This window comes from Paraliobacillus quinghaiensis, from assembly GCF_003426025.1.
GTDB classification, from domain to species: domain Bacteria; phylum Bacillota; class Bacilli; order Bacillales; family Amphibacillaceae; genus Paraliobacillus_A; species Paraliobacillus_A quinghaiensis.
This window is the reverse complement of record NZ_QJSH01000013.1, coordinates 36994-49615: the sequence shown is the minus strand read 5'-3', so window position 1 is coordinate 49615 and position 12622 is coordinate 36994. Positions and strand designations below refer to the sequence as shown.

Here is a 12622-nt window from a genome sequence, read left to right as displayed (position 1 = left end):
CGCTATAGAAGAAGGAGGGAAAAAAGATGGCTATTAAGAAGTATAAACCAACTTCGAATGGTAGACGTGGTATGTCAGGTTCTGATTTCTCTGAAATCACAGCAACTGAACCTGAAAAAACATTACTAAGCCCACTATTTAAACGTGGTGGACGAAATAATCAAGGTAAATTGACTGTTCGTCATCAAGGTGGTGGACACAAACGTAAATACCGTATAATTGATTTTAAACGTGAAAAAGATGGTATACCAGGACGCGTTGCTACGATCGAATACGATCCAAACCGTACTGCTAACATCGCTTTAATTCATTATGCAGATGGTGAAAAACGCTACATCTTAGCACCAAAAGGATTAGAAGTAGGTACAGAAATTATTTCTGGTAAAGATGCAGATATCAAATTAGGTAACGCATTACCACTTATGGACATTCCAGTTGGTACAATCATTCACAACGTAGAATTAAAACCAGGACGCGGAGGACAACTTGCACGTTCTGCTGGTTCTCAAGCTCAAATCTTGGGACGTGAGGACAAATATGTTCTTGTTCGATTAGCATCTGGTGAAGTTCGTCTAGTACTTGGAACTTGTCGCGCAACAATTGGTCAAGTTGGTAACCTAGAACACGAATTAATCAATGTAGGTAAAGCTGGACGTTCTCGTTGGAAAGGTATCCGTCCAACAGTACGTGGTTCTGTAATGAACCCTAACGATCACCCACACGGTGGTGGTGAAGGTCGCGCGCCAATCGGTCGTAAATCACCTATGTCACCATGGGGCAAACCGACGCTTGGTTACAAAACACGTAAACGCAACAAACCAACAGATAAATTTATTGTACGTAAACGTAAAAAATAACGGGATTGAACGACGGGAAATACCCGTCCGTCAATCACGAAGGGAGGTTTATGTATGGGTCGTAGTTTAAAAAAGGGACCTTTCGTAGATGACCATTTGATTAAGAAAGTTGAAAAATTAAATGAAGATGACAAAAAGCAAGTAGTTAAAACCTGGTCACGTCGTTCTACCATTTTCCCAAACTTTGTAGGACACACTATCGCCGTATACGATGGTCGTAAACACGTACCGGTTTTTGTAACGGAAGATATGGTTGGACATAAATTAGGTGAATTCGCTCCATCCCGCTCATTCAGAGGGCATGCAGGCGATGACAGAAAAACAAAACGCTAAATGAGAGGAGGCACTCTTGATGCAAGCTAAAGCTGTTGCAAAAACTGTTCGAATTGCTCCTCGTAAAGTTCGTTTGGTCATTGATTTAATTCGAGGAAAACAAGTAGGAGAAGCAATTTCAATTCTAAAGCATACTCAACGTGGCGCATCGCCAGTTGTTGAAAAAGTACTAAATTCTGCGATTGCTAATGCAGAACATAACTACGAAATGAACGTAGATGATCTATATGTATCTGAAGCATTTGTAGACGAAGGCGTTACTTTGAAACGTTTCCGTCCACGTGCGATGGGTCGCGCAAGTCAAATTAATAAAAGAACAAGCCACATTACGGTGGTTGTATCAGAAAAGAAGGAGGGATAATCTGTGGGTCAAAAAGTTAATCCGATAGGACTTCGTGTTGGCGTTATCCGTGATTGGGAATCCAAATGGTACGCTGGCAAAGATTATGCAGACTTATTACATGAAGATATTAAGATTCGTGAATATGTCGAACAACGTCTAAAAGATGCGTCGGTTTCTAAAGTTGAAATCGAACGTGCAGCAAATCGTGTAAACATTTCTATATCTACTGCAAAACCAGGTATGGTTATTGGTAAAGGTGGTTCAGAAGTGGAAGCACTTCGTAAATCATTAAATGCTTTAACTGGTAAAAAAGTTCACATTAACATCGTGGAAATCAAAAAAGCTGACATGGATGCGAAACTTGTTGCAGAAAACATTGCACGTCAATTAGAAAATCGTATTTCATTCCGTCGCGCACAAAAACAAGTAATTCAACGTGCTATGCGTATGGGAGCAAAAGGTATTCGTACACAAGTATCCGGCCGTTTAGGTGGAGCGGATATTGCACGTGCGGAGAGCTATAGTGAAGGAACTGTACCACTACACACATTACGTGCTGATATCGATTACGGTACTGCAGAAGCAGATACTACGTACGGTAAACTAGGTGTTAAAGTGTGGATCTACCGTGGTGAAGTCCTTCCAACTAAAAACAAAAAGTAAGGAAGGGGGCACGCATTATGTTAATGCCTAAACGTGTAAAACATCGTAAGCAACATCGTGGTAAAATGAGAGGTAAAGCAAAAGGTGGCACATCAATCGCATTTGGTGAGTATGGGTTACAAGCTGTTGATGCTTCTTGGATTACAAGTCGTCAAATTGAGTCTGCACGTATTGCAATGACTCGTTATATGAAACGTGGCGGTAAAGTTTGGATTAAAATTTTCCCAGATAAACCTTACACAGCAAAACCATTAGAAGTTCGAATGGGTTCAGGTAAAGGTGCTCCTGAAGGATGGGTTGCAGTTGTAAAACCTGGTAAAATTATGTTTGAAATTGCTGGAGTTTCAGAAGAAGTGGCTCGTGAAGCACTACGTCTTGCTTCTCATAAATTACCGGTAAAAACTAAGTTCGTAAAACGTGAAGAAATTGGTGGTGAAATCAATGAAGGCTAATGAAATCAGAGAACTAACCACTGCCGAAATTGAACAGAAAATCAAGTCATTAAAAGAAGAGCTTTTCAACTTGCGTTTTCAGTTAGCTACAGGACAATTGGAGAACACAGCACGTCTTCGTGAAGTTCGTAAATCCATTGCTCGTATGAAAACTGTTGTACGTCAAAGAGAGCTAAGTGTAAATAATTAGTAAACCCGAGAGGAGGTTAACCTCAAATGACTGAGCGTAATAATCGTAAAGTTTACACTGGTCGTGTTGTTTCAGATAAAATGGACAAAACGATCACTGTATTAGTTGAAACGTATAAATTCCATAAACTTTATGGAAAACGTGTAAAATACTCAAAGAAATTCAAAACACATGATGAGAACAACCAAGCAAAAACTGGTGATATTGTAACCATTATGGAAACTCGTCCATTATCAGCAACAAAACGATTCCGTCTTGTTGAAGTTGTGGAAGAAGCCGTTATAATTTAATTAAAGTAAAGTTCGCTCGGATTGATTCCGAAGGGAGGTAACAATAGTATGATTCAGCAAGAGACTCGTTTAAAAGTGGCAGATAACTCTGGCGCACGTGAAGTGCTAACAATTAAAGTACTTGGTGGCTCTGGCCGTAAGACTGCTAATATTGGTGATGTAATTGTATGTACTGTAAAACAAGCAACACCTGGGGGCGTTGTCAAAAAAGGTGAAGTTGTGAGAGCTGTTATTGTTCGCACAAAAACTGGTGCCCGTCGTAAAGATGGTTCATATATCCGATTTGATGAAAATGCAGCAGTAATTGTACGTGAAGATAAAAGCCCAAGAGGTACTCGTATCTTTGGACCTGTAGCACGTGAATTACGTGATGCGAAATTTATGAAAATTGTATCTCTAGCTCCAGAGGTATTATAAAATTTGAAAACACGTTATGTTTTGATACGTCGTTGACAAATTCAGACAACGTATCAAGCTTCTTGTTTTTAATTAATGAAAAAGCTCTTAATGAAAAGCCTTGTAAGGAGGTGCGTCTAGCATGCATGTAAAAAAAGGTGATAAAGTACAAGTAATTTCTGGTAAAGATAAAGGGAAACAAGGTGTAGTCCTTGTGGCATACCCAAAAAAAGATCGTGTACTAGTTGAAGGGATTAACGTTGTAAAAAAACACGCAAAACCTTCACAAGATAATCCACAAGGTGGAATCTTAAACCATGAAGCACCAATTCATGTTTCTAATGTATTGCCGATTGATCCAAAATCCGGCGAGCCAACTCGTGTAGGATTTGAAGAACGTGACGGAAAGAAAGTTCGTATCGCTAAAAAATCCGGTGAAGCGTTAGATAAATAAATTAGCGACGAAAGGAGGGCTACTCGATGAACGAACTAAAAAATAGATACCAAAGCGATATCGTTTCATCATTAGTGGAAAAATTCAACTATGATTCAGTAATGGAAGTACCAAAAGTTGATAAAATTGTTATCAACATGGGTATTGGAGATGCAGTTCAAAACTCAAAAGCATTAGATAGTGCTGTTGAAGAACTAGCACTTCTATCAGGACAAAAACCTTTAATAACAAAAGCTAAGAAATCAATTGCAAGCTTTCGTCTTCGTGAGGGAATGCCTATTGGGGCAAAAGTAACTCTTCGTGGAGCACGTATGTATGAATTCCTTCAAAAACTTATTGATGTATCACTTCCACGTGTACGTGATTTCCGTGGTATTTCTAATAAAGCATTTGATGGTCGTGGAAACTATACGCTAGGTGTAAAAGAACAATTAATTTTCCCAGAAATTAATTATGACCAAGTAAGTAAGGTTCGCGGGATGGACATCGTTATCGTTACAACTGCTAACACTGACGAAGAAGCACGTGAATTATTAACACAGCTTGGCATGCCTTTCCAAAAATAAGCGTCCTGAGCTAGTACAAGGAGGGAAAATAGTGGCTAAAAAATCTATGATTGCGAAACAAAAACGCACACAAAAGTTCAAAGTACAAGAATACACACGTTGTGAGCGTTGCGGACGTCCACATTCGGTATTACGTAAATTTAAACTTTGCCGTATTTGTTTCCGTGAACTTGCCTATAAAGGTCAGATTCCTGGTGTCAAAAAAGCAAGCTGGTAAAACCCCGATTAGGGAAGGAGGTAATAAATAATGGTTATGACTGACCCAATTGCAGATATGTTAACTCGTATTCGTAATGCAAACATGGTTCGCCATGAGAAGCTAGAGCTTCCTGCGTCAAACTTAAAAAAAGAAGTTGCAGATATCTTAAAACGTGAGGGCTTTGTTCGCGATTATGAATTCATTGAAGATAATAAGCAAGGTGTACTTCGTATTTTCTTAAAATATGGTACAGGTGAAGAACGTGTAATCTCTGGTATAAAACGTATTAGTAAACCAGGATTGCGTGTATATGCAAAAGCTGATGAAATTCCAAAAGTATTAAATGGACTTGGTATTGCAATCGTTTCTACTTCAAAAGGTGTTTTATCGGATAAAGAAGCACGTGAACAATCGATTGGCGGCGAAGTACTCGCATACGTTTGGTAATAATTATTCAACAAGATAGGAGGTGCTCCAAAAATGTCTCGTATAGGCTTAAAAATACTAGAAATCCCTGAAGGTGTTGAAATCAAAAATGACAACAACTTTGTGACTGTAAAAGGTCCTAAGGGAGAATTATCTCGTCAATTCCATCAGGATATGACAATTAAAGTTGAAGATAACGTATTAACGGTTGAACGACCAAGTGATCATAAAGAACACCGTGCCCTACATGGTACAACACGTAGTCTGATCGGTAATATGGTTGAAGGGGTACACAAAGGATTTGAAAAAGCATTAGAAATTCAAGGTGTTGGTTACCGTGCGCTAAAACAAGGTACAAAACTTGTTGTTAACGCTGGTTATTCTCATCCGGTAGAAATTGAACCACAAGATGGTATCGAAATTGATGTCCCTGCAAACACAAAAGTTATTATTAAGGGTATTGATAAAGAACTAGTTGGTGCAGTTGCTGCAAACATTCGTGCTATTCGCCCACCTGAACCTTATAAAGGTAAAGGGATTCGTTATGAAGGTGAAAAAGTACGTCGTAAAGAAGGTAAAACAGCTAAATAAAGTTAGTTAACCGATGATTCAGGTTAGGTAGGGAACAGAAAGGAGTGACCTAGATGATCACAAAGCCAGATAAAAACGTCGTACGTAAAAAAAGACATCAACGTGTTCGTAAGAACCTTTTTGGAACTGCGGAACGTCCACGTCTAAACGTATATCGTTCAAATAAACATATCTATGCACAACTAATTGATGATGTAAATGCAGTTACATTAGTAAGTGCTTCAACAGTAGATAATGGATTTGACAGTGATGCTACTGGAAATGTAGAAGCAGCAAAAAAAGTTGGCGAACTAGTCGCAACACGCGCTCAAGAAAAAGGCCACAAGAATATAGTGTTTGACCGTGGAGGATATTTATATCACGGACGTGTAAAAGCATTAGCAGATGCTGCCCGTGAGGCAGGTCTTGAATTTTAATATAAAAGGAGGGACATATATTGCGTACTAATATCGACCCGAATAAATTAGACTTAGAAGAACGCGTAGTAACAATCAACCGTGTAGCTAAAGTAGTAAAAGGTGGACGTCGTTTCCGTTTTGCAGCATTAGTTGTAGTCGGAGACAAAAACGGACATGTTGGATTTGGTACTGGTAAAGCACAAGAGGTACCAGAAGCTATCAAAAAAGCAATCGATGATGCAAAGAAAAATCTTATTACTGTACCGATCGTTGGTACAACGATTCCACACGAAACAATTGGTGAATTTGGTGCAGGAAGCATCTTAATGAAACCAGCTGCTGAAGGTACTGGAGTTATTGCTGGTGGACCTGTTCGTGCCGTACTTGAACTTTCTGGTGTAGGTGACATTCTTTCTAAATCATTAGGATCTAACACACCGATCAACATGGTTCGCGCAACAATCAGCGGTCTTGCTGGCTTAAAACGTGCAGAAGAAGTAGCGAAATTACGTGGTAAATCAGTAGAAGAACTGTTAGGATAGGGAGGGAAATACAATGGCTAAAAATTTAGAAATTACCCTCATGCGCAGTGTCATCGGCAGATCTGAAGTTCAAAAGGCAACCGTAAAAACATTGGGTTTAAGAAAAATTCGTCAATCTGTTGTCCGTGAAGATACGCCTGCGGTTCGAGGCATGCTTAATAAAGTATCACATCTTGTAACGGTCAAAGAAGTATAATAACATTAGCGCAAAGAGGAGGTGCTCGCATGAAACTTCATGAATTGAAACCATCACAAGCTCGTAAAGAGCGAAATCGTGTAGGTCGTGGAATGTCCTCTGGTAACGGAAAAACATCTGGTCGCGGACATAAAGGGCAAAAAGCTCGTTCAGGTGGTGGCGTACGTCTAGGATTTGAAGGTGGACAAATGCCATTATTCCAACGCTTACCAAAACGAGGATTTACAAATATCCATCGTACTGAATATTCAATCGTCAACTTAGATACACTAAATAAATTTGAAGAAGGTACAGAAGTAACACCTGAACTTTTACTTGAAACTGGAACAGTTAGCAAGTTAAAAGCCGGCATTAAAGTTCTTGGAAATGGCAATATGGAAAAGAAACTTACTGTAAAAGCTCACAAGTTCTCTACTTCTGCAAAAGAAGCTATTGAGGCAGCGGGCGGTAAAATTGAGGTGATGTAATGTTTCGTACAATCTCTAATTTCGTGCGTGTAAAAGATATTAGAAGTAAAATTGTCTTCACACTATTAATGTTAATCGTTTTTCGATTAGGAACATTTATCCCAGTTCCATTCTCAGATCGAGATGCAATTGGGTTTATGAATGATCAACAAAGTGTATTTGGGTTCTTAAATACTTTTGGAGGTGGGGCATTACAGAACTTCTCCATCTTTGCGATGGGGATTATGCCCTACATTACCGCCTCCATCATTATGCAGTTATTGCAAATGGATGTAGTACCTAAGTTTACCGAGTGGAAAAAACAAGGGGAAGTTGGTCGACGAAAGTTAGCTCAATTCACACGTTATGCTACAATCATTCTTGCATTTATTCAAGCTATTGCTATGTCAGTTGGCTTTAATGCAATGACTAATGGACAATTGATTGCAGATCCTGGCGTGGGTAAATTTATCGTAATTGCGATAGTGTTAACTAGTGGAACAGCTTTTTTAATGTGGCTTGGAGAACAAATTACTGCAAATGGAGTAGGTAATGGTATTTCCATTATTATTTTCGCAGGTATTGTTGCTGCGATTCCAAATGGAGTAAATCAATTATATGAGCAATATTTTGGTGGAGATGTTGGTGACGATTTATTCATCAATATCGTGATTGTTGCATTAATTGTATTGGTAATACTTGCTGTTGTTGTTGGTGTAATTTACATTCAACAAGCATTGCGTAAAATACCAATTCAATATGCAAAACGTTTAGTAAATCGTTCGCCAGTAGGTGGACACTCGACACATTTACCGTTAAAAGTTAATGCTGCTGGTGTTATCCCCGTTATTTTTGCAGTATCTTTTATTATGGCACCACGTACTATTGCTAGCTTCTTTGAAGGAAGTGTTGCTGGTACAATTGAGACGATTTTTGATTACACACAACCTATTGGTATGGTAATCTATGTCGCGTTAATCATTGCATTCACCTATTTCTATTCATTTGTACAGGTGAATCCAGAACAAATGGCTGAAAACCTTAAGAAACAAGGTGGATATATTCCTGGGATACGACCTGGTAAAAATACAGAAACGTATCTTACGCGAGTTATGTATCGCCTCACATTTGTTGGGTCTATCTTTCTTGCTGCGGTTGCGGTATTACCACTTGTTTTAGGTAGTATTGCTAACTTACCTCAAGCAATTCAAATTGGAGGTACTAGCTTGCTGATTGTAGTAGGTGTAGCACTTCAAACGATGAAACAGTTAGAAAGCCAACTTGTAAAACGTCACTATAAAGGTTTTATTAAATAAATTGGTTATAAGCGAGGGGAATTGCAGTGAATTTGATTCTAATGGGTCTTCCTGGTGCTGGTAAAGGTACTCAGGCTGAAAAGATAGTAGATAAATATCAGATCCCTCATATTTCAACTGGAGATATGTTTCGACTTGCAATTAAAGAAGGAACAGACCTTGGAAAAAAAGCTAAAACATTTATGGATCAGGGAGAACTAGTTCCTGATGAAGTAACAATTGGAATTGTGCGTGAACGTTTGAGTAAACCTGATTGCAGTACTGGGTTTCTTTTGGATGGTTTTCCAAGAACAGTTGCTCAAGCAGATGCATTGGAAAGCTTACTTCAAGAGTTGGAGCGTTCATTAGACTTTGTTTTACATGTTGATGTACCACAGGATCAATTGGTCGATCGGTTAACCGGTCGAAGAATTTGTCCAACTTGTGGCGCAACCTACCATGTTATCTACAATCCTCCTAAACAAGAGGGAATCTGTGATAATGATGGTGCAACTTTAATTCAACGTGATGATGACCGTCCAGAAACAGTTGCAAAGCGATTGGAAGTAAATGTTCAACAAGCACAACCATTGTTAGACTTTTATCATGACAAAGGATATCTTGTCTCCATAGATGGTTCGCAAGAGATCAATCAAGTATTTGAAGACATTGATCAAAAACTTAAATCACTGGTATAAGTAAATGTTGCAAAAATACCACGAGAAATAACGTATATCACCAAAGAAATCGTATCAAAGATGCAATTATTTTCTGGAAAGGGTATAATGATTTTCGTGGTACTATTTTGCACTATTTCATATAAAGGTGATCTAAGAAAAAGGTATTCGATTCACACACTTTATGTAACCATCATGACAGTGAATTGATTACTAGAAATAAATGAGACTTGTTTAAAACAATAAGTCTTGATTAAGCAAAACCAGGTGCCCGCCTTTCCAATATATCGCATGAAATTTCAGACAAGATGTGGAGCGAATTGTTACTGTAAGGAACATGAGATAGGATCGTTTGTACTCGCTATAAACGAAGATGCCTGATTATTTACAGTCCTCAAAATGATCCACTATTTAACCAGATATGATTCTAATTGAAGAATCAATGTTGAATGCGGGAATATGTCAGATAACTACTTTTGCAGATAATTGGACGGTTGTCACAAAACATGATAAAATATATGCTTATTTTAAATATGTATTTTTTATGATAGAGAAGTTAGTTGTTTTAAAAGATGACTAAAACTATAACCTAAGTGAAGGTGATCATGTTTGAATGATACGGAGTCGCGTCCCGAAATAGGTCAAATTGTTCAGATTATACAAGGACGAGAAGCAGGCCAATATGCTATTGTCATAAACATTGTGGATGATCGTTTTGTCTTGCTTGCGGACGGGGAAAAAAGAAAGTATGATCGACCAAAAAAGAAGAACTTACAACACGTTAGATCATTGAATTTTATTTCTCCAGAAGTCCAAAACAGCCTTCTAGAAACTGGTCGCGTTACAAATGGTAAGCTGCGTTTTGCGATATCAAAATTTGTCAATGAAGTACTGACTGATTTGAAGAAGGGAGATCAACTCGATGGCGAAAGACGATGCAATTGAAGTAGAAGGTACTGTTACTGACACGTTACCGAATGCAATGTTTAAAGTTGAATTAGAGAATGGTCACACCGTTTTAGCTCACGTATCTGGTAAGATTCGTATGCACTTCATTCGAATATTACCTGGAGATAAAGTAACGGTTGAGCTTTCACCGTATGATTTAACTAGAGGACGTATTACGTACCGTTATAAATAATATAAGCTCCGAAACAAGAGGAGGTATGGATGATGAAGGTAAGACCATCTGTAAAACCAATGTGCGAAAAATGTAAAGTTATTCGTCGTAATGGAAAAGTAATGGTAATATGTGAAAACCCGAAACACAAACAAAAGCAAGGTTAATCAATAAGGAGGTGCACAGAACTAATGGCACGTATTGCAGGTATTGATGTTCCACGTGAAAAACGTGTAGTAATTTCTTTAACTTATATCTATGGTATCGGTAAAACTACTGCTAAAGAAGTTTTACAAGAAGCTGGCGTTTCAGAAGATACTCGTGTTCGTGATCTAACAGAAGATGAGTTGTCAAAAATCCGTACAGCAGTTGATAAGCATACGGTAGAAGGTGATCTTCGTCGTGAAGTATCATTAAATATTAAACGTCTAATTGAAATTGGTTCATACAGAGGTCTTCGTCACCGCAGAGGTTTACCAGTTCGCGGACAAAAAACGAAGAATAACTCTCGTACACGTAAAGGCCCACGTAAGACTATGGCCAACAAAAAGAAATAATTTTTAAAGGAGGTTCGAAAATCTAATGGTCCGTAAAACAAATACACGTAAAAAACGTGTGAAAAAGAATATTGACAGTGGCATAGCGCATATTCGTTCAACTTTTAACAACACAATTGTTACAATTACTGATATTCAAGGTAATGCGATTAGCTGGAGTAGTGCTGGTGCGCTTGGTTTTAGAGGCTCTCGTAAATCAACACCATTTGCAGCACAAATGGCAGCAGAAACAGCAGCTAAAGCTGCTCAAGAGCATGGCATCAAAACGTTAGAAGTAACGGTAAAGGGTCCTGGTGCTGGACGTGAAGCAGCAATTCGTTCGCTACAAGCAGCAGGCATTGAAGTTACTGCCATTGTTGATGTAACACCTGTTCCTCACAATGGTTGTCGCCCACCAAAACGTCGTCGCGTGTAAATTTATCCGTATAGAATTTGTTAGGCTGTCTATAATGGGTTATGTTAGCTTAAACTAGAAAATGCAAAATAAAGGCAGTAGTTAATTTTTTTCTATTGTTAATCAGCATCGGACAGACTTAAAGTATACAAATTGACATAGTGCAGAAACGGGAACTGCCGACCTGAGGAATTTCGGTTAGATAAATCATCTAGCCGGGGTTTCGACGTTTGAAGGAGGGTTTTTATTAATGATCGAAATTGAAAAGCCAAAGATAGAGACAGTAGAAATCAGTGATGATGCTACATTTGGAAAGTTCGTTGTAGAACCGCTAGAACGTGGATATGGGACTACACTAGGAAACTCCTTACGTCGTATTCTATTATCCTCACTTCCTGGTGCTGCTGTAACATCTGTACAAATTGATGGTGCACTTCATGAGTTCTCAACGATTGAAGGCGTTGTAGAAGACGTTACAACGATTGTTCTTAACCTGAAGAAGCTAGCTCTAAAAATTTACTCTGATGAAGAGAAAACTTTAGAGATAGATGTACAAGGGGAAGGAATTGTTACAGCTGCGGATATTACGTACGATAGTGATGTAGAAATTTTAAATCCAGATCTTCATATTGCTACATTAGGAAGTAATGCAGCATTACGTATGAAAATGACTGCTGAACGTGGTAGAGGATACCGTCCAGCTGACTCAAACAATCATGATGATCAACCAATTGGAGTTATTCCAGTTGACTCAATTTTCACGCCAGTATCACGAGTTACCTACCAAGTAGAAAATACACGTGTTGGTCAGATCACGAATTTTGATAAGTTGACATTGGATGTTTGGACAGATGGAAGTATTCGACCTGAAGAAGCTGTATCATTAGGTGCTAAAATCTATACAGAGCATTTGAACATATTTGTTAGCTTAACAGATGAAGCACAAAATGCAGAAATCATGATTGAAAAAGAAGAAGATCAAAAAGAAAAAGTATTAGAAATGACAATAGAAGAGCTTGATTTATCAGTTCGTTCTTATAACTGTTTAAAACGTGCAGGTATTAATTCAGTACAAGAACTTGCGAATAAGTCAGAAGAAGATATGATGAAAGTACGTAATCTAGGACGTAAATCACTTGAAGAAGTGAGACACAAATTGGAAGATTTGGGACTAGGATTACGTAAAGAAGACTAATCATATAACAACTTGAGACATTCCGAAATAAGGGAGGGATAA

The 12622-nt window shown here is 38.4% G+C and carries 25 protein-coding genes; all 25 read left to right on the top strand.

What is annotated here, in order from left to right; translation table 11 throughout:
* Window positions 1-26: 26 nt before the first annotated feature.
* The 25 genes from rplB to D2K40_RS10055 all read left to right on the top strand — a co-directional run bounded on the left by rplB (window position 27) and on the right by D2K40_RS10055 (window position 12580).
* Window positions 27-857: a 50S ribosomal protein L2 gene (gene rplB, locus D2K40_RS10175; RefSeq protein ID WP_117155593.1), complete on the top strand. Its 831-nt coding sequence runs from the start codon at window positions 27-29 to the stop codon at window positions 855-857.
* A 54-nt stretch (window positions 858-911) separates the two neighbouring features.
* On the top strand, window positions 912-1190 hold the full coding sequence (gene rpsS / locus D2K40_RS10170) for a 30S ribosomal protein S19 (RefSeq protein WP_117155591.1): 279 nt from the start codon (window positions 912-914) through the stop codon (window positions 1188-1190).
* 19 nt (window positions 1191-1209) lie between these two features.
* Window positions 1210-1551 carry a 50S ribosomal protein L22 gene (rplV, locus tag D2K40_RS10165; protein WP_117155589.1) on the top strand — a complete coding sequence of 114 codons (342 nt, stop codon included), beginning with the start codon at window positions 1210-1212 and terminating at the stop codon, window positions 1549-1551.
* Window positions 1552-1554: 3 nt separating this feature from the next.
* Entirely contained in the window at window positions 1555-2196 is a 642-nt protein-coding gene (gene rpsC / locus D2K40_RS10160; RefSeq protein WP_117155587.1) for a 30S ribosomal protein S3, read from the top strand.
* A 17-nt stretch (window positions 2197-2213) separates the two neighbouring features.
* Window positions 2214-2648: a 50S ribosomal protein L16 gene (gene rplP / locus D2K40_RS10155; protein WP_117155585.1), complete on the top strand. Its 435-nt coding sequence runs from the start codon at window positions 2214-2216 to the stop codon at window positions 2646-2648.
* The gene (rpmC, locus tag D2K40_RS10150; RefSeq protein WP_117155583.1) at window positions 2638-2838 is read left to right on the top strand and encodes a 50S ribosomal protein L29; all 201 of its coding nucleotides are present in this window, start codon (window positions 2638-2640) and stop codon (window positions 2836-2838) included. The genes rplP and rpmC overlap by 11 nt, the downstream gene beginning before the upstream one ends.
* A gap of 26 nt (window positions 2839-2864) precedes the next feature.
* Window positions 2865-3128: a 30S ribosomal protein S17 gene (gene rpsQ / locus D2K40_RS10145; protein ID WP_117155581.1), complete on the top strand. Its 264-nt coding sequence runs from the start codon at window positions 2865-2867 to the stop codon at window positions 3126-3128.
* 48 nt (window positions 3129-3176) lie between these two features.
* Window positions 3177-3545 (top strand): 50S ribosomal protein L14, encoded by a 369-nt coding sequence (gene rplN, locus D2K40_RS10140; RefSeq protein ID WP_117155579.1) that lies wholly within the window; start codon window positions 3177-3179, stop codon window positions 3543-3545.
* Window positions 3546-3666: 121 nt separating this feature from the next.
* Window positions 3667-3978: a 50S ribosomal protein L24 gene (gene rplX / locus D2K40_RS10135; protein WP_117155577.1), complete on the top strand. Its 312-nt coding sequence runs from the start codon at window positions 3667-3669 to the stop codon at window positions 3976-3978.
* Between the two features lie 26 nt (window positions 3979-4004).
* Window positions 4005-4544, top strand: a complete 540-nt coding sequence (gene rplE / locus D2K40_RS10130) for a 50S ribosomal protein L5 (RefSeq protein ID WP_117155575.1) — start codon at window positions 4005-4007, stop codon at window positions 4542-4544.
* Window positions 4545-4575: 31 nt separating this feature from the next.
* Entirely contained in the window at window positions 4576-4761 is a 186-nt protein-coding gene (rpsN, locus tag D2K40_RS10125) for a 30S ribosomal protein S14 (protein ID WP_010285078.1), read from the top strand.
* 30 nt (window positions 4762-4791) lie between these two features.
* Window positions 4792-5190, top strand: a complete 399-nt coding sequence (gene rpsH / locus D2K40_RS10120) for a 30S ribosomal protein S8 (protein ID WP_117155573.1) — start codon at window positions 4792-4794, stop codon at window positions 5188-5190.
* Window positions 5191-5223: 33 nt separating this feature from the next.
* Window positions 5224-5760: a 50S ribosomal protein L6 gene (rplF, locus tag D2K40_RS10115; RefSeq protein ID WP_117155571.1), complete on the top strand. Its 537-nt coding sequence runs from the start codon at window positions 5224-5226 to the stop codon at window positions 5758-5760.
* 53 nt (window positions 5761-5813) lie between these two features.
* Window positions 5814-6176, top strand: a complete 363-nt coding sequence (gene rplR, locus D2K40_RS10110) for a 50S ribosomal protein L18 (RefSeq protein WP_117155569.1) — start codon at window positions 5814-5816, stop codon at window positions 6174-6176.
* A gap of 20 nt (window positions 6177-6196) precedes the next feature.
* Window positions 6197-6700, top strand: coding sequence for a 30S ribosomal protein S5 (rpsE, locus tag D2K40_RS10105; RefSeq protein ID WP_117155567.1), 504 nt, complete (start codon window positions 6197-6199; stop codon window positions 6698-6700).
* Between the two features lie 13 nt (window positions 6701-6713).
* Entirely contained in the window at window positions 6714-6896 is a 183-nt protein-coding gene (gene rpmD, locus D2K40_RS10100; protein WP_117155565.1) for a 50S ribosomal protein L30, read from the top strand.
* 29 nt (window positions 6897-6925) lie between these two features.
* Complete coding sequence (gene rplO, locus D2K40_RS10095; RefSeq protein ID WP_117155563.1) at window positions 6926-7363, top strand: 50S ribosomal protein L15; 438 nt, start codon at window positions 6926-6928, stop codon at window positions 7361-7363.
* Window positions 7363-8658, top strand: coding sequence for a preprotein translocase subunit SecY (secY, locus tag D2K40_RS10090; RefSeq protein WP_117155561.1), 1296 nt, complete (start codon window positions 7363-7365; stop codon window positions 8656-8658). The genes rplO and secY overlap by 1 nt, the downstream gene beginning before the upstream one ends.
* A 26-nt stretch (window positions 8659-8684) precedes the next feature.
* The gene (locus tag D2K40_RS10085; RefSeq protein WP_117155559.1) at window positions 8685-9335 is read left to right on the top strand and encodes an adenylate kinase; all 651 of its coding nucleotides are present in this window, start codon (window positions 8685-8687) and stop codon (window positions 9333-9335) included.
* Between the two features lie 588 nt (window positions 9336-9923).
* Window positions 9924-10259 (top strand): KOW domain-containing RNA-binding protein, encoded by a 336-nt coding sequence (locus D2K40_RS10080; protein ID WP_117155557.1) that lies wholly within the window; start codon window positions 9924-9926, stop codon window positions 10257-10259.
* Window positions 10237-10455 (top strand): translation initiation factor IF-1, encoded by a 219-nt coding sequence (gene infA, locus D2K40_RS10075; RefSeq protein ID WP_003464670.1) that lies wholly within the window; start codon window positions 10237-10239, stop codon window positions 10453-10455. The genes D2K40_RS10080 and infA overlap by 23 nt, the downstream gene beginning before the upstream one ends.
* Window positions 10456-10487: 32 nt before the next feature.
* Window positions 10488-10601, top strand: a complete 114-nt coding sequence (gene rpmJ / locus D2K40_RS10070; protein WP_089831635.1) for a 50S ribosomal protein L36 — start codon at window positions 10488-10490, stop codon at window positions 10599-10601.
* Between the two features lie 24 nt (window positions 10602-10625).
* Window positions 10626-10991: a 30S ribosomal protein S13 gene (rpsM, locus tag D2K40_RS10065; RefSeq protein ID WP_117155555.1), complete on the top strand. Its 366-nt coding sequence runs from the start codon at window positions 10626-10628 to the stop codon at window positions 10989-10991.
* 25 nt (window positions 10992-11016) lie between these two features.
* Entirely contained in the window at window positions 11017-11406 is a 390-nt protein-coding gene (rpsK, locus tag D2K40_RS10060) for a 30S ribosomal protein S11 (RefSeq protein WP_117155553.1), read from the top strand.
* Window positions 11407-11635: 229 nt separating this feature from the next.
* Window positions 11636-12580 carry a DNA-directed RNA polymerase subunit alpha gene (locus D2K40_RS10055; RefSeq protein WP_117155551.1) on the top strand — a complete coding sequence of 315 codons (945 nt, stop codon included), beginning with the start codon at window positions 11636-11638 and terminating at the stop codon, window positions 12578-12580.
* Window positions 12581-12622: the final 42 nt, after the last annotated feature.